At 52.1% G+C, this 17092-nt stretch carries 15 protein-coding genes; 6 read left to right on the forward strand and 9 right to left on the reverse strand.

From position 1 onward, the window contains the following. Positions 1-246 precede the first annotated feature (246 nt). The 3 genes from GURA_RS06720 to GURA_RS06730 form a co-directional block, all read right to left on the reverse strand. A complete protein-coding gene (locus GURA_RS06720; protein WP_011938240.1) occupies positions 247-2163 on the reverse strand; it encodes a tetratricopeptide repeat protein in 1917 nt (638 codons plus the stop codon). A gap of 117 nt (positions 2164-2280) precedes the next feature. Next, positions 2281-3576 (reverse strand): hypothetical protein, encoded by a 1296-nt coding sequence (locus GURA_RS06725; RefSeq protein WP_011938241.1) that lies wholly within the window; start codon positions 3574-3576, stop codon positions 2281-2283. A gap of 115 nt (positions 3577-3691) precedes the next feature. Beyond that, positions 3692-4435, reverse strand: a complete 744-nt coding sequence (locus GURA_RS06730; RefSeq protein ID WP_011938242.1) for a glycosyltransferase family 2 protein — start codon at positions 4433-4435, stop codon at positions 3692-3694. Positions 4436-5154: 719 nt separating this feature from the next. Here GURA_RS06730 and GURA_RS06735 point away from each other — a divergent pair. Both GURA_RS06735 and GURA_RS06740 read left to right on the forward strand, forming a co-directional pair. Next, positions 5155-5562 carry a bacteriohemerythrin gene (locus tag GURA_RS06735; RefSeq protein WP_011938243.1) on the forward strand — a complete coding sequence of 136 codons (408 nt, stop codon included), beginning with the start codon at positions 5155-5157 and terminating at the stop codon, positions 5560-5562. Positions 5563-5742: 180 nt separating this feature from the next. Continuing rightward, on the forward strand, positions 5743-7779 hold the full coding sequence (locus GURA_RS06740; RefSeq protein ID WP_011938244.1) for an ATP-dependent helicase: 2037 nt from the start codon (positions 5743-5745) through the stop codon (positions 7777-7779). Positions 7780-7968: 189 nt separating this feature from the next. On the opposite strand, the gene GURA_RS06745 is transcribed toward GURA_RS06740, so the two are convergent. Together GURA_RS06745 and GURA_RS06750 are read right to left on the reverse strand one after the other, a co-directional pair. After that, positions 7969-8337 (reverse strand): response regulator, encoded by a 369-nt coding sequence (locus GURA_RS06745; protein ID WP_011938245.1) that lies wholly within the window; start codon positions 8335-8337, stop codon positions 7969-7971. Positions 8338-8455: 118 nt separating this feature from the next. Next, positions 8456-8749, reverse strand: coding sequence for a hypothetical protein (locus tag GURA_RS06750; RefSeq protein WP_011938246.1), 294 nt, complete (start codon positions 8747-8749; stop codon positions 8456-8458). A gap of 162 nt (positions 8750-8911) precedes the next feature. On the opposite strand from GURA_RS06750, the gene GURA_RS06755 reads away from it, so the two are divergent. Continuing rightward, on the forward strand, positions 8912-9358 hold the full coding sequence (locus tag GURA_RS06755) for a helix-turn-helix transcriptional regulator (protein WP_041245808.1): 447 nt from the start codon (positions 8912-8914) through the stop codon (positions 9356-9358). Positions 9359-9450: 92 nt separating this feature from the next. On the opposite strand, the gene GURA_RS06760 is transcribed toward GURA_RS06755, so the two are convergent. Continuing rightward, positions 9451-10350 (reverse strand): protoglobin domain-containing protein, encoded by a 900-nt coding sequence (locus GURA_RS06760; protein WP_011938248.1) that lies wholly within the window; start codon positions 10348-10350, stop codon positions 9451-9453. A gap of 170 nt (positions 10351-10520) precedes the next feature. Next, positions 10521-11066, reverse strand: coding sequence for a peroxiredoxin (locus GURA_RS06765; protein WP_041245809.1), 546 nt, complete (start codon positions 11064-11066; stop codon positions 10521-10523). A 297-nt stretch (positions 11067-11363) separates the two neighbouring features. Between GURA_RS06765 and GURA_RS06770 the strand changes: the two genes are divergently transcribed. From GURA_RS06770 to ltrA, 3 genes are all read left to right on the forward strand, one after another. Continuing rightward, positions 11364-11879 (forward strand): peptidylprolyl isomerase, encoded by a 516-nt coding sequence (locus tag GURA_RS06770; protein WP_011938250.1) that lies wholly within the window; start codon positions 11364-11366, stop codon positions 11877-11879. Positions 11880-12022: 143 nt separating this feature from the next. Continuing rightward, entirely contained in the window at positions 12023-13192 is a 1170-nt protein-coding gene (gene metK, locus GURA_RS06775; RefSeq protein ID WP_011938251.1) for a methionine adenosyltransferase, read from the forward strand. Between the two features lie 593 nt (positions 13193-13785). Then, entirely contained in the window at positions 13786-15189 is a 1404-nt protein-coding gene (gene ltrA / locus GURA_RS06780; protein WP_011937128.1) for a group II intron reverse transcriptase/maturase, read from the forward strand. 115 nt (positions 15190-15304) lie between these two features. On the opposite strand, the gene GURA_RS06785 is transcribed toward ltrA, so the two are convergent. Both GURA_RS06785 and GURA_RS06790 read right to left on the reverse strand, forming a co-directional pair. Continuing rightward, on the reverse strand, positions 15305-16036 hold the full coding sequence (locus GURA_RS06785) for a response regulator transcription factor (protein ID WP_011938252.1): 732 nt from the start codon (positions 16034-16036) through the stop codon (positions 15305-15307). Further along, entirely contained in the window at positions 16033-16998 is a 966-nt protein-coding gene (locus tag GURA_RS06790; protein ID WP_011938253.1) for a sensor histidine kinase, read from the reverse strand. Before GURA_RS06790 ends, GURA_RS06785 begins: the two co-directional genes overlap by 4 nt. Positions 16999-17092 lie beyond the last annotated feature (94 nt).

Genomic DNA, 17092 nt, shown 5'->3' on the forward strand with positions numbered 1-17092 from the left:
AAGCATCTGCTTTGCAGTGGCGATGATCGCTCTGGGAGGAAAACGGTAAAAAAGCTGGCAGGGGCGCAAATCCCTGCCAGCTTTTTTGTGTGTGCGCCAGGCATGGCGCGTGGCGCGTAAGCGAACAGGAATCGTACATGAGGCATTGCTCGAAGCCCCATACCATTCAGGCAGGTGCGGCTGTAGATGCGGCGGATATGTGGACCCAAAGGGCCTAAAGGAGGAAGGTCACGGATATTGAAGTCTTCATCTCTTGTCTTGCATGCGATTAAGCTCAACAATCTTTTTTCTTATGATTTCGTCAGGATAAAGGCGCAGTGCCGCTTCATATTCCCTTTTGGCATCCTGTATCTTTTCTTCCTTGGCATAAAGCTCTCCGAGGCGTATGTGTGCATCCGGGGAAGCGGGCGAGATTTTTATTGCAGCAAGATATGCCCACCGTGCGTTGGATAATTCTCCTTTGCCTTCATATACCAGCCCGAGAAATACATGTGGAACGGGATCATGTGGATTCAAACGCGCGGCAGTCAACAGCTCACTGGCTGCTTCATCGTACATTTTTTGAATGAGCAGGGATTTCCCAAGGTTGATACGTGCGTTTGTATCACTTGGTTTGAGTCTTATTGCGGTCCGAAATTCCTCAATCCCTGCCCCTGTTTTTCCCTGTTCGAACAGGGCGATTCCCAAGTTGGTATGAACCCTGGATTTTTTTGGGCTTTTTCTGGCTACGTCGCTCCAGAATGTTACACTGTCCGCCCATATCGTATTTCTTGCCATGCCGGCTGCCGAGAGGCACAAAATGACGGCACTCAGTGTTCTGAGCGCGACTTTGGATGCAAAGAAAGATTTCCCCGTACGATGGCTGTAGAGAGATGCGATCCCTGCAATGATTGACATGAAAAAGCCTATGGAGGGGAGATATGCCCTGTGCTCGAAGATAAGGTCGTCGATGGGAATGATGCTTGACTCTACCGACAGGGTGATGAAAAACCAGCAAATACCGAAGGCAATGATTTTGAAAAGATGACGTTCGGGAAGACGACGATCCCTTGACCGGTAAAGTACATATATGCCCGTCCCCAGAATCAGCAGAAGGAAGCCGAGGGGCATCAGTACCGCGGAACTGAAAAAGTTTTTCTGGAGAGGGTAATCATAATCGAAATTTTGCCCGATCGGCATAACCAGCAACCGGAGATAGGTGGTGATGACGCCGAATTGGGTCATCAGGTAGTCCCATGGGGATACACTGCGAAAATTAACCAGGTTTATCGAGTCGATGATGGCGTCGGATTCGTCTGGTTTTGCCAGGGATGATAACTCCATGAGATCGACGGGAATAATTGCCATGGTTAACAGAAAAGGAACCAGTCTGGCAATCCTCTTGCCGATGCTCCCGTAAAAGAAGATAAACTCGAACAGGGTAATAATGACAGGGAGCGTGAAGGCATTTTCCTTCGTTTTCATGGCAAGAATCGCGGCGATAACAGAAATTACGTAACAGGCCGTGCGGGCAGTTGTCGTCGCGCCAAGCCTGCCTTTCACATACAGGACCAGCGAGCCGAGATAAAACAGGGTGACGAGTGGAGTGAATCGTTGGATGATGTAGGTTACCGCCTGGGTTTGCAGCGGATGACAGGCAAAAAGCAAAGCACAGAAAAGTGGCAGGTAGCGCAATTTTACCGCAGGAGAATCGCTTTTCTCCTGTTCGTCCGCAGCCATTGCAGGAGTCTGTAACGAAAGAGAGAGCAGAAGATAGACAAGCAGGGCGTTTCCGATATGAATGATCAGGTTTGCAACATGGTACCCCCGAACATCGAGTCCGTGGAGCGCGTAGTTCAGGGCGAAGGTGAAGTAGGAAACAGGCCGCAGGATAAAGTTGTTTTTGATATCAGGATTAATTCCAAGATTAAGAATCCGGTCTGTATCGGCGAAATAGCTGAAATCTTTAATGGCAGGGTTATTCACCAAATACAGATAATCGTCAAACAGGAACGGGGTTGTGACGGTGTTGAAGTATACGAAAAATCCAGCGGCAATAATGAAAACGACATGCACGAAAGGCTCATGCCACAGACTGATGTCGTCGTTTTCCGTTTCAGGCGACGAGGAACGTTTTTCGCGGTGAATCTTGTTCTTTCCTGGTATTTTGGAAGATTTTTTCATCGGTTCTCCAGGCGGCCGGTGGCAGAGATAAGGTCATTGCTTTCTGACACCTATTAGGAGAAAACGCACATTCTCAATGGCAATATTCTGGCTCCAAGTACGAAATTACAATGATTTCTACTTGTGTAAATTCATTTGCCATGGCGGCGGCCAGATTTTGATTGGATAATTATTGTTTGTTCTCCAAATGCTAAGCTCTTCCTTCCATTTTGGCCATGATGGATCATACGAAAAGTTCATCATCACAGGTCTATATTGAATAAATGAAACAGATAATGACATCAAAACGAGAATAACCGAAACGTAGCTAAAAAATTTAGAAATAGTTTTATCGTTGATAGCACCAACGATTAATACCATAATCATTATACTTGGTGCAAAAGTATAGCGAGGTCCACCGGACATATTAACGGAAAACAATGTTGATATTATTGTAACCAAGACTAATGACAACATAATTATCTGGGTATCAAGTTGTTTGAATTTTTTGTATGACAATATAGAGATATAGATAATTATTAATAAGCCAAAGCCGGTTTCTATGAAGTCAAACTGATAAGATAATATCGATGGGCCAATAACTGTGGACATTATATTACGAACGGCAGCCTCTATTTGTATTACTGATGGAAAGTTAAATATAAAGAGTCCTAGAAAAGGCGCAGAGAATTCAAATTTAATTAATTTGCTAATCATATAGACCGGGCTGCAGTATACTAAACGTTGTGACAGTCCAGACTCATGCGTTATTAGTGAATAAGTAAATACACTAATCTGTACCAATAAACAGGCCATTAATATAGCAGTATGTATTATCACCGGTTTAGATTTTGTTTTTATAGCCTTTAATAAAAACGCTGGTATCATAACGCATGATAAGATACCGGTTAGACCGTTTAGTGCCAGCAAATAGTATTGAGCAATAAGCACTTTACGATTATTAGCATGATGGTCATAAAGTAAGATCAAAAAAGAGAGAATGCAAAGCCAGTATTGGACTCCTATTGTAGTAACCCAAATTCTTGCATATGCTAAAACTTGAATAAAAAGTGCAACGGCAAATTTCTTAAATAGTGTATTAAGTATCGGAATATTCCACCAAATAACAACACTTGATACAAATACCTGTACAAAAAATGCTAGATAAGTAGTTACGTAAGGAGCATAATCAAGCGGAACCATCATTGCAATAGATGTAGCTATACTGTTATAGAGAGTATTATAACCGAATTGTGGAGATAGTAAATTATTCAACCATGTATGATTGTATGCATAAGAGAAATAGTTAGTTCCTTCTTCAGCCCAAAAACGTGGTTCGATGAGCATCTCTGGTTGACGTATATATGCAACAAAAACAACAATTAAAGTCATTATGCATTTCAATATAAATTCTTTATTTCTTACATAGAACATTACGCATCACCTCTTAATTAGTCGCCCCCTGAAAGTACAGGCAATTGAAGCTATTGATGTTCAACGCTTGACCTGAGAGTTGCTTTAACAGCTCCCCCGAGGAAACGCCTTCCCATCATTTCCTCCTGAAAATATGGCTGGAAACGAGTCCCGCCTTGTTCAGCCTGAACTGCACGGCGGTCTTCACAACCCCCACCCCATAAATGACGCTACGCCGGAAGTTTATGGAGGAGGCGTCCTCAAAATACTTGGTGGGACAGCTCACTTCGCCGATACGGTAGCCGAACCAGACAATCTGCGCCAGCATCTGGTTGTCGAATACGAAGTCGTCCGAGTTCGCATCGAGGGGGAGTTTTTCCAGTATTTCCCGGGAGAAGGCCCGGTAGCCGGTATGATACTCTGAGAGTTTGTGCCCGAGCATCAGGTTTTCAAATAAGGTGAGAAACCGGTTGGCAACATACTTGTAAAAGGGCATCCCCCCCTTCAACGCGCCTATGCCGAGGATGCGCGAGGCGAGCACCGCATCGAACTCGCCGTAGGCAATCATGGACGCCATGGCGGTAATCAGCTTGGGGGTATACTGGTAGTCGGGGTGAAGCATGACCACGATGTCCGCGCCAAGGTCGAGGGCCGTTTTGTAGCAGGTCTTCTGGTTTCCGCCGTATCCCTTGTTCTCTTCATGAACGATGGTCCGAATCCCGAGACGCCGGGCCACCTCGGCCGTGTCGTCCCGACTGGCGTCATCGACCAGTATCACATCATCGACAAACTCGAAGGGGATCTCCTTATAGGTAATTTCAAGTGTTTTTGCTGCGTTATAGGCCGGCAAAACGACCGCTATCCTCTTGTTGTTCAGCATCGCTTCCTCAATATATGTATTGCATTTCCGAACTGTATCTTGATAAAACCCGAGACGAATGACCAAGCCATTCTCCCTGCTTTTCCCATACCTCTCCCCGCCAACTTTTACCTTCTCCCGAAATAAAAAAGGCCACTGTCCCGGCATTAGCCCGGCACAAGCGGCCCTTACTCACCCTTTATCCACTCAGATAAAAAACATCCGCACCCCGGAATGCATAACAAAATCCAATTAAGGGCAACAAACTACTGCAAACGGTACGAGATGTCAAGAGTGCAGGCTATTTCAGCAAACCTCACCACAGAGACCCGGACCCTCAATTGGCAGGGATGAACAGGATGTTCAGGATTACTGGCCTGATTGGTTGTCGACGCTAAGAACGAAAGCGCAAAGAATTTTTACGAAAGATATGGATTCATCAGCACTGAAGGACGACTGCAGCAACTGTTTCTGCCGGCGGAAACACTAGGAGTCTGTCGGACTTAGGGAATCGTAGCGAGAGGATGGAAAATCGAGGACAGATTTCCGGAAATTTGAGAGCGAATAGTGGACCTATTCGTCGAAAATTTACGGAGATATGGACCGATTTGCCATTCTCGCAGTAGATTCATCCCTAAGTCCGACAGGCTCCTAGTGCAACTTTAAAGTAAAATATCTAAACTTTACCGGGAAAAGGCCGAAGAGGTAGGTGACGTTCAATCTCATTAGGAGGATGATGTATGGCCTTGATTACATGGAACGACAGCTACAGCGTGAAGGTTAAGCAGATGGATGAACAGCACAAGAAGCTCGTTGAGATGATCAACCAGCTCCACGACGCCATGAAGGTCGGCCAGGGGAAGCAGGTCGTCGGTGATGTGTTGAACGCCCTCGTTTCCTATACCAAGACCCATTTCGCCAACGAAGAATCGCTGATGAAGACTTATGGTTATCCCGGTTACGAGGATCAGAAAAAGGCCCACGCCAACCTCGTTGGCCAGGTAGGTGACATCCAGAAGAAGTTTCTGGATGGGAATGCGCCTCTTTCCCAGGATGTGATGACATTCCTCAAGGAGTGGCTGGTCAAGCATATCCAGGGGGCGGACCAGAAATACGGACTTTATTTCAACAGCAAGGGGGTTTGCTGACCCGGTATTTTAGCGTCTGCATTACCCGTGCCGGCGGGATAGGATGGCGCTGACAGTACTTTCCCTTTGGCATGGATATAGCCTTCTTGATTTCCTTCCTTACCTCTGCTATCACTGAACAGCCGGGCCAAAAACCCGGCTGTTTTGCGTCTTGATTCGATTTTTCGGAGTGAATGAACCATGCTCAACTTATCCACCCTCAACCCCCAGCAACTGGCGGCTGTGAAACATACGGAAGGGGCGCTCCTCGTCCTGGCCGGGGCCGGCTCGGGGAAGACCGGGGTGATTACCTACCGCATCGCCCACCTGCTCCTGAACAAGAAGGTGCCGGCGATGAACATCCTGGCGGTCACCTTCACCAACAAGGCGGCCAAGGAGATGCGGGAGCGGGTGGATTCACTGGTCGGCAGGCAGGCGTGCAAGGGGATCATCATCTCCACCTTCCATTCCCTCGGGGTGCGCATCCTGCGCCGGAACATCGAGCTCCTGGGGTACAAGCGCAACTTTTCCATCTACTCAACCTCCGACCAGATCGGCCTCGTCAAGCAGATCATGCGCGAGGTGAACATCGACGGCAAGAAGTACGACGCAGACAGCATCATCTGGAAGATCTCCGCGGCAAAGAACAAGCTGATTCCCCCCGACCGCTTCACCCCCCGTTTTGGCGACGAGTACGAGCTCATGGCCGCCGAGGTCTATCCTCGCTACCAGTCGGCGCTGAAGGCGTTCAATGCCATTGATTTCGATGACATCATCATGCTTACCGCGGACTTGTTGCAGAACCATCCCGAGGTGCTCCAGCACTGGCAGGAGCGGTTCCGCTACGTCATGGTGGACGAATACCAGGACACCAACGCCTCCCAGTACCTGCTGGTCAACCTCCTGGCGGGCGGCTACGGCAATCTTTGCGTGGTGGGGGACGACGATCAAAGCATCTACGGCTGGCGCGGCGCCGATGTGGGGAACATCCTCGATTTCGAGAAGGATTTCAAGGAGTGCCGGGTCGTCAAGCTGGAACAGAACTACCGCTCCACCGGCAACATCCTTGAGGCAGCCAACCACGTCATCGGCCACAACGCCAAGCGGAAGGAAAAGCGCCTCTGGACGGCTTCCGGCAGCGGCCGCCCCCTCGACCTGATCGTGATGCAGGACGATGAAGAAGAGGCGACCACAGTGGTAGAGCGGATGCAGATGGAGCGATTCAAACACAACCTTGCCTATAGCGACTTTGCCATCCTCTACCGGACCAACGCCCAGAGCCGGCCCTTCGAAGAACAGCTCCGTTTCGAGGATATTCCCTACGTGCTCATCGGCGGCATGCAGTTCTACGAGCGCAAGGAGGTCAAGGATGCCATCTCCTACCTGAAGGTGATCGGCAATTCCAACGACGAGATCGCCCTCTTGCGCATCGTCAACTTTCCCCGGCGGGGGATCGGCGACAGCACGGTGGTAAAGATCAACCAGTGGTCCATGGAGCAGGGGTGCCCGCTCCTGGAGGCCTTCGGACGGGTCAATGAGATCGAAGGGATTGTCGAGGCGACGCGGAACAGGGTGCAGGACTTTTACCGCCTGCTGCAAGGGGCTGTCGAGGAATTCAGCGGCGAGGGTGATCTGGCGGAAAAGGGGCGGCGGCTCTTCAAGCAGTTAGGCCTTGAGGACGAGCTCTACCGGACCATCGACGATCCGGCCCTGGCCAGGCGCAAGGTGGAAAACGTCGAGCAGATTATTAACTCCATGGCCGCCTACGAGGAGCGGATTCCGAAGCCGACCCTGTCCGGTTTCCTGGAAAAGGTGTCGCTCATGGACGAGGACCGCTTCTCCGGCAAGGACAAGAAGGAGCACGGCCGGGACGCGGTGACCCTCATGTCGCTCCATTCCAGCAAGGGGCTGGAATTCCCCTACGTGTTCCTGGTCGGGATGGAGGAGGAGATCCTGCCGCACAAGCGCTCGATCTACGAGGATTTCACCGTGGACGAGGAGCGCCGCCTCTGTTACGTGGGGATCACGCGTGCCAGGAAGCACCTGATCATGACCCGCTGCCTCCAGCGGAAGAAATACGGCAAGCTCCAGGAGCGGGTGCCGAGCCGCTTTCTCGAAGAGATACCGGGGCATCTCTTGAACGAGCAGAAGGGGGCGGCGGCCAAGGTGCTGACCGAGGAGGAAGCGGACAAAATGGCGCATGATTCCTTCGCGCGCATAAAGGCGATGCTGGGGTAGGTATTGCGCCGCTGATTTCACCTCAATCGCCATGCATCTGTTCCCCGCCTCAATGACGAAGTCCACTTCTCTGGGCAAATATGTCATAATTGATAAGACTACAATGTCATATTGACATTATAGCAATATAAATTTGACAAAAAACAAACGGAAGGGGTTTATTGGTGAGGTCGAGGGTAAAGTGGCAGGTTACCCTGACTTAATATCCCCCCTGGCAATGGCCAGTATTTCCAAAAAGACGTAAGGCTTGCGCAGCACCTTTGCTATGCCGGCCTTTCTGGCCAGTTCGCAGACCTCCCGGGTCAATGCGCCTGTGCACATGACGATGTGCAGGTCGGGGGCCAGCTCCCGTGCCTTTCTGGCCAGCTCTAAACCGTTCATCCCCGGCATTTGGAGATCGGTCAACATCAGCACAAAAGTGCTTTCTTGCATCATCTGCAACGCGTCTTCACCATTTTCCGCGCAATGGACTCTCATTCCCGACTGCCTGAAACATTCACTGAGCAGGTTGAGGGTGATTATGTCGTCGTCAACCAACAGGATGCCGCCGTCTTCCATGTTTTCTCCTTATTCCAATTCCAGATCAGTGCGCTTCGTTGGCCGTACTATCTGCACGCCTTCGTTGCCTTACTCCTCGCCGCCTTTGATTTCATCCTTGATTTGAAATCGGAATTATTTACCTTGCCGGCACTATTCGATAATTCAATGCAAAATCCTGCTCTGTTAATTCATCGAGCGGCGGGAATGAAGCCTCGATCAATCCACGTTTCCGCAGATCCCGGCAGACATTCAGCATTCTGTCTGCATGGAAATATGAGCCGAATGCCTTTCTGATGGACTTGTAGCTGATTATTCCCTCTCCGTTTTCCCTGCTGGTCGCCAGAAGAAGGAGGTACATTCTAATCTCATCAGCCTCCAGATGCTGGAGGATTGCCTGTTCAACGCTTCTTAATATCCGGAGTTTATCCATGTTCATCCCCTTTGATTTTCTTAACAAATAAGATAAATAATCTATATTGTCAAGACAAATATGACGAATAGTCATATTTGGGCAATGCAATTGACATCACCAGGAAATAGCGTTATACAGAGTTGCAATTTGTTTAAGAAAACAAGGGGATTGGAGTTGCGCTTGAAGCTAGAAATCGGTAGCCGTCTGAAAAGATTGCGGATGGAGAGGAGCCTTACCCAGAAGGAGTTGGCGGTCAGGGTCAGCGGCGGTCTGGATTATACATATATCGGCAAGATAGAGCGAGGGGAGCAGCTTCCATCGCTGAAAATCCTGCTGAAGATCAGCGAAGCCCTCTCCGTCCCGGTAGCTTCCTTTTTCCAGGACGAGGCAGTCGCTGCCGTCAGCGACATTTCCTCGTCCGAGCTGCGCTACCTGGTCAGCGAGGAAACGGGGCGCGAACTTGTACGGGCATTGAGGCTTGTGCACAAGGACGATCTCCCCCTGTTGATCGAGATAATCCAGGTGCTCGGCAGACACAGAAATACCGCGCAAAAGAAAACCTATGAAGAATCTCCGTCGGCCGTCCTTCTGGCAGCTGAAAAAATGAGCAGCTACAAAAAAAAGTAAGGGAATAGTGGCGGGGCAGGTTTAACTGAAAATCAGAGCATGAAGGTTCGGAGGGGGTATACGCTTGACAGGTATACCCCCTTTTTTGCTCATCATCGGGTGCGTTCGTGCTGGCTTTTGGCGACCAGGTAGTAGACGATACCGAGAATGAGCAGGGTGCCTGCCAGAAATATCTGGGTTTCCAGGGCGTCATGGCGCAGGGTGGAGATGAGTATCTCCCTGATCAGCGCGACGATGATGACGCCGATGAAGACCAGGATGTTGAAGCTTCCCCCCTTGAGTGTCTTGATCTCATTATCCATGAGCTCAATCATCATCCAGATAATCAACAACGTGCCGAGCGCGCCGAGAATCCCTTTTTCAACATTCCCCCTGAAGATGTGAACAATGTCCCAGACGAACAGGCCTACCACCGACAGTGATACGCCGACGAGGGCCAGCACCAGGATAAGGTTGAGGCCGTAGGTGAACCGTTCCGCTGCCATGATCAGCTTCGATTCCAGGCGGTGGGAGAGGAACACCTTTTTCAACTCTTCCTGCTGGTAGGAGGCGCTGATGATGTCCAGGTTGATGTCGATTATTTTTTCCACGGCATTGCGATACTTACGCCGATCTGATAAGACGGGGAAGGTCTCCTGGAGCAGTTCTATGAGGAACCGGCGGACCACGTTCATGGCGGCGTTGACGAAATGGGGGTTGAGGCCGATCCGTACGTGTGCCTGGCCGATCCGCTGCAAGGTGTGATAGTAGCTGTTGTCGTAAATGCCCGAGAAGAGGCTGACGAACCACTCCTGTTGGATGATGTGTTGATGCTGCAGCAACTGGTCGTCCTTGAGAAATTCGGCGGTGTCCGGTATCTCCAGGAGAAAGTCATAGAACTCGCTGGACATCCGCTCTTTGTTGGCTTCAGCCAGCGGCTGCAGCGATTTAAGCAGTTCCGCATCCTCGTCGGTGAAAATGTAGTGGCCTTTGATGTCTTGCATGGTGAGCATGGCGGCTTCTCCTTTTTTCTGATTTGTGCAAGAGTATAGGCGCAAAGGGAGCCGATAGCAAATGTGTAGACGGTGGAAGGTGTATGGCAGTCAACAATTTCGGGGACATTCCTGTATTGTCTGCAAGCTCTCAAAGAGAGGTTAGATGTTTTCCCGGATGGGGAAATACGCTATTTCCCCAGGGTCTTTTGCCCCGGTTTCCAGCCGAGCGGGCAGAGGGAGCCGGTCTGCAGTGCTTCCAGCACCCGCAGGGTTTCCTCGACGCTTCTTCCCACATCCAGGTTATGCACCACCTGGTACTGCAAAACTCCTTGCGGATCGATGATGAACAGGCCGCGCAACGCCACCCCTTCCTTATTGTCGAGAATGCCGTAACGCTCGCTTACCTCCTTTTTAAAATCGGAGAGGAGCGGGTATTTCAGGTTGCCCAGGTCGCCGCGCTTGATCCATGCCAAATGGGAAAACTTGCTGTCCACCGAAGCACCCAGCACTTCTGCATCCAGTTTTTTGAAGGCATCGAGCGCATCGTTGAATCCCTTGATTTCCGTCGGGCAGACAAAAGTGAAGTCGAGCGGATAGAAGAAGAGCACCAGCCACTTGCCGCGGTAGTCGGAGAGACTGATCTTTCTGAATTCCTTGCCCGCTTCGGTGCCGACCACCGCCTCCAGGCTGAAGTCCGGGGCGAACTGTCCTACTTTTGCCTGGTGCTGCCCCATCATCATTTCCTCGATACCGTGCATCATTGTTGGCGGCATTTCCATTGTCTGCGCCGGGCTTGAGCTGATGCCGATGAAAATGATTCCTGCAGTGAGCGTTGCAAGCATGGTTTTGGTGTTTTTCATATGTGTCTCCCTGAAATACTCTGTTTTTCACCTGTTAATCCATGATGAGAAACCATTGTACCCGAAGCGGCGGCTTTTTCAAGGAGTGGCGTCGGTTGGCGAAAAACAGTTCTCCTTTGCCTGATTTTGTGGTAGAAGTGAACGATTATTATCTGAAAAGGAGAATAACGGATGAGTGACGAACAAAACCCCCAGGTCCTGATGGAAACTTCCATGGGAACCGTAAAAATCGAGCTGTTCAAGGACAAGGCGCCCATTTCCGTGCGCAACTTCCTCTCGTATGTGAAGGAAGGCTATTACGATGGTCTGATCTTCCACCGGGTTATCAAGACCTTCATGGTTCAAGGTGGCGGGCTGGACGTGGACATGCAGCCGAAGAAGACCAAATTCGCCATCAAGAACGAGGCAGCCAACGGCCTTTCCAATAAGCGCGGCACCCTTGCCATGGCCAGGACCAGCGTGGTGGACAGCGCAACATCCCAGTTCTTCATCAATGTCGTGGATAACTCTTTCCTCGACTACAAGGGGAAAAGCCCCGATCTGTTCGGATATGCCGTGTTTGGGCAGGTAATTGAAGGAATGGAAGTGGTGGACGCCATTAAAGAGGTGAAGACGGGGTCGAAGGGTGGTCACTCGGACGTGCCGGTTGAGCCTGTGTTCATCAAGTCTATGACAATCGTTGAATAGTGAGTGGTGAGTTATGAGTAGTGACGGCCGCGGGAAATCCTGCGGCCGTTATTATTTGTTGACAAACAATTTTGCCGACTATAAAATTCAAAGTCTTTTTTAACATTTTGCACGTCATTACCATATTGAGGAGGATTAATAAGATGGAAATGAAGGATTTTATCTTTACATCTGAGTCTGTCTCCGAAGGCCATCCCGACAAGGTTGCCGACCAGGTTTCCGATGCTATTCTTGACGCTATTCTTACCCAGGACCCCAAATCGCGGGTTGCCTGCGAAACCTTGGTGACCACCGGCATGACGGTTGTTGCCGGGGAAATCACCACCAACGCCATCGTCGATTATCCGAAGATCGTCCGTGAGACCATCAAGGAAATCGGCTACAACGACTCGGCCATGGGCTTCGACTGGGAAACCTGCGCAGTGCTTACCTCCATCGACAAGCAATCTCCGGACATCGCTCAAGGGGTTACCGAAGGCGAAGGGCTGTTCAAGGAGCAGGGGGCCGGTGACCAGGGGCTCATGTTCGGCTACGCCTGCAATGAGACGCCGGAGTTGATGCCGATGTCGATCCTGCTCTCCCACAAGCTGGTGAAGAAGCTTGCCGACGTCAGAAAGAGCGGCGTGCTGGACTTCCTTCGCCCGGATTCCAAGTCCCAGGTTTCCATCCAGTACATCAACGACAGGCCCGTGCATGTGGATACCGTGGTCATCTCTTCCCAGCATACCCCCGAGGTTTCATACGAAACCATCAAGGAAGGGATCATCGAAGAGGTCGTGAAGAAGATCATCCCTGAGGAATTGATGGACGCCAAGACCCGTTTCCTTATCAACCCGACCGGCCGGTTCGTCATCGGCGGGCCGATGGGGGACTGCGGTCTTACCGGCCGCAAGATCATCGTTGATAGCTACGGCGGGCACGGCGCCCACGGCGGCGGTGCATTCTCCGGCAAAGACCCCTCCAAGGTGGACCGTTCCGCCGCATACATGGGGCGTTACGTGGCCAAGAACCTGGTTGCCGCCGGTCTCTGCGAAAAGTGCGAAGTACAGGTGGCATACGCCATCGGCGTTGCAGAGCCTGTTTCCGTCATGGTCGATACTTCCGGCACCGGCAAGATTCCTTCTGCAAGGATCGCCCAGATTGTCCGCGAAGTCTTCGACCTCCGCCCCCGCGCCATCATCGAGCAGCTTGACCTGCTCCGTCCGATCTACAAAAAGACTGCCGCTTACGGCCACTTCGGCCGCGAACTGCCTGAATTCACCTGGGAGCGCACCGACAAGGTTTCCATCATCAGGGAAAAGGCAGGAATTTAACGGCAGGCGCGAGGTCCGAGGTCCGAGGTCCGAGGATCGAGGATCGAGGATCGAGGATCGAGGATCGAGGATCGAGGATCGAGGTAAAACCCTGAATAAGAAAGGCCGGTGAAATTTCACCGGCCTTTTTATTGTTTTGTGCGCCAGGCATGGCGCGTGGCGCGTAAGCGCCATCCAATTGGGTATGGTGCCTGATTGGTGACTTGGAGGTGAAAGTCCTCTTCGGACCCTGATGGTGGGAACCGATAGCTGAACAGCAAGGGTGTCCGGGGCGACCCGGAATCTGAAGGAAGCTGTAGGCAAAGTCCTGGCCCGACGAACAGGAATCGCATATGAGGCAGCCACATCTGGGCGAGAAGGCAAACAGATTCAAAGCCCGATAACCATCCAGAAAGATGTGGAAGTAGATGCGGCGGGTATATGGGATGAAGGTCACGCGCATTACCCTGGGAGGTCTGTCAACCTGCCTTGTGCTACCGGCATCGAGAGGTGCCGGGATGGGTTGGCAGAAGTCAGCAGAGGCCATACGAGTCGGAATAACCGACCGACAAAGGGCCGAACTTGAAGTAAGCGGACAGGAGCCTTGAGTTTCGATGACGACAGGAGCAGCAGAAGGCCGGGTTGGGATACCCGGCGCCAGCCCGGAGGGTAGCGGTTGGAAACCGCGAGAGAAAGGGAGAGGTGCGGCAAACGTCACGGGAAGGAAAGCAGCTCACTGGCCGGAAGCGGCAACGGGACTGATGGAGAAGATCGTCAGTCGCGGCAACATGATGGCGGCATACTCACGGGTAATGCGCAACAAGGGAGCGCCCGGCGTCGATAACATGCCGGTAACGGCCCTGAAGGGCTACCTACAGGAGGAATGGCCGCGCATCAGAGAAGAACTGCTGACGGGAACGTATCACCCGCAACCGGTGCGGAAAGTAGAAATTCCCAAACCGGGAGGCGGCACACGGATGCTGGGAATTCCCACCGTCCTTGACCGACTCATTCAGCAGGCGGTGCATCAAGTTTTGAGCCCGCTGTTCGACCCTGGTTTCTCCATAAGTTCCCACGGGTTTCGCCCTGGACGGAGCGCCCATCAAGCGATCAAGGCAGCTCGGAAGTATGTAGAGAGCGGCCTTAGGTGGGTGGTTGACATTGACCTTGAGAAATTTTTCGACCGAGTCCACCACGACACCCTTATGTCGCTGGTGAAACGCAAGGTTGGAGACCGTCTGGTGCTGTCCCTTATCGACAGCTACCTTAAGGCAGGGATACTTGAAGGAGGAGTGACGTCACCCCGGTTGGAAGGCACGCCGCAAGGCGGGCCTCTCTCGCCGCTGCTGTCCAACATCCTCCTCGACGAACTGGACAAGAAACTGGAAAGAAGGGGCCATAAGTTCTGCCGCTATGCCGACGACGCAAATATCTATGTTGCAACGAGGAGAAGCGGCGAGCGTGTCATGGCCTCAATTACCGGCTACCTGTCCGAGCGGCTCAAGCTCACGGTCAACCAGGGCAAAAGCGCGGTTGACCGTCCGTGGAAAAGGTCGTTTCTGAGTTACAGCATGACCCGGCACCGCAAACCGCGGCTTACCGTGGCCAAGAAAGCGGCTGCCAGGCTCAAGGCCAACCTCAAGACGATCTTTAGGCGGGGAAGGGGTCAGAACATCCAAACCACCGTTGAAGAGACAACCCCGAAACTTAGGGGTTGGTTAAACTACTTTCGGTACGCGGAAGTAAAAGGCATCTTCGAGGAACTGGACGGATGGCTGAGACGTAAACTGCGTCGCATTCTCTGGAAGCAGTGGAAGCGCCCCAAGACGCGAGCAAAGAAACTGATGCGGCGGGGATTATCGGAGGCAACTGCATGGCGGTCGGCCACAAACGGCCGCGGCCCCTGGTGGAATGCAGGGGCCGCGCATATGAACAAAGCTGTTCCGAAATTCTACTTCGACAAACTGGGGCTGGTATCACTCATAGACCAGCTTCACCGACTTCAACGTACTTCATGAACCGCCGTGTACGGAACCGTACGCACGGTGGTGTGGGAGGACGGCGGGAGCAATCCCGCCTCCTACCCGATTTCGTCCCCAACTCCCCGTTCCTTTAACCTTTGTCCTCGTTCCTCTATTCTTTGTCCTCGTTCCTTTGTCCTCGCGCTTCGCGCGAAAACCTGTACCCCACCCCCCGCACCGTCTGGAAGTAGACCGGTTTTGCCGGGTCCGGCTCGAAATATTTTCGCAGCCGGACGATAAAGTTGTCGAGGGTCCGTGTCTCGGCATCGGAGGAATAGCCCCAGACGCTTTCCAGCAGAGTTTTGCGCGGTATCGCTTCCCCTTCCTTCTGGAAAAACAGGGACAGCATCTTCACTTCCAGATCGGTCAGGTCGATCTCCCCCTGGGGCGTTTTGGCCCGGTAGGAGAGGAGAAATACATCGTTGTCGCCGAAGCGGTAACCTTCTTCAACCGGCTCCGGCCGGTACCAGGCCGAACGGCGCAGCATGCCCCCCACCCGCAGCAGGAATTCATTGAGATTGAACGGTTTGGTCAGGTAATCGTCAGCCCCGCCGGTAAGACCGGCGATCCGGTCACGCTCGTCCGAGCGGGCCGTCAACATCAGCACCGGCACCCTCGCATCGAGCTGCCGGATTTCACGGCAGACGGCAAAACCATCAATCCCCGGCAGCATCACGTCGAGGATGATGAGGTCGAAGCGTTCGTATCTGACCCGTTCCAAGGCGTCTTCCCCGGTTTCCACATGACTCACCCGGTAATTTTCCAGTTCCAGGTTGAAGCAGATCCCCCGAGCCAGGTGGATTTCGTCTTCAACCAGGAGGATGTGCGGTTTGTCTTCGTTCATGCGCATATGCCCCTGTCTGCAAGAGGATCTGCGAGCGGGAGGGTGATGTGGAATGTACACCCTGTCCCCAGTCCCTTGCTGGTGACGGTTATTTTTCCCCCGTGGGAGTTGATCACCGACTTGACGATGTAGAGCCCCAGGCCGGTGCCGCGGATGTTTTCACCCGGAGTCCGCACACGGTAGAACATGTTGAAAATCCTGTCCAGATCGTTTTTGTCCAATCCCTTGCCGTTGTCCTGAAAGGTGAGCAGGCAGTTTTTGCCGCTCTTTTTCATGGTTACCCGGATGTCGGGGGAAGCGGGCGAGTAGAGGAGCGCGTTCTCGAAGAGATTGCGCAGCGCCATTTCCATTCCTTCGCTGTCGATTTCCGCCATGAGGGCGTCTTCAGTTTCGATGGTGAGCCTTCCCCCCTCGGGAAGCTCGCTCCGTTTCCTTTCCATGTATTCCTTGACGAAGGCGGAGAAATCAATGGTCTTTAGTTCCACTGCCAGTTGCCGGTATTCGATGCGGGTGGCCATCAGAAGGTTGCTGATGAGATTGTTGAGCCGCCCGGTGTCCGACAGCATGGTGTCGAGGAAATTATCCAGCTTTTCCCGTGGTGGGTTACGCAGTTTGATGGTTTCCAGATGGAGCTGGATGGAGGCGAGGGGGGATTTCAGCTCATGGGTCAACTGGGACATGAAGCTCCGCTGCTGCTGATAGAGCTTTGCCTGACGCCGCCAGTAGAGAAAGATGACGTAGACCCCTGCCAGGATGAGCAGGAGCATCAGGAGCCCTTCCACGAGCACCAGCCAGTTAAGCCCGTGGCTGATCAGTTCCGGCTTGTAGCGCTGTGCCAGGTCCCGGAATTCCCTGTTGCGGCCGAGGAACCAGTAGATCCAGAATATGACGAGCAGTATCCATACCAGCTGGATACCGATTAAAGCAGAGAGTGGGGTAAAGAGTTTTTTATACCATTTCATGGTTTCTGTGTAGCATCCGCTACAGCAATTTGCAAGGGGTTATTTACGGCGCAGAAGCGGGCGCTTATGTAGGCTGATGCAAAAGAAAACGGTC

This window comes from Geotalea uraniireducens Rf4, assembly GCF_000016745.1.
Lineage (GTDB): Bacteria > Desulfobacterota > Desulfuromonadia > Geobacterales > Geobacteraceae > Geotalea > Geotalea uraniireducens.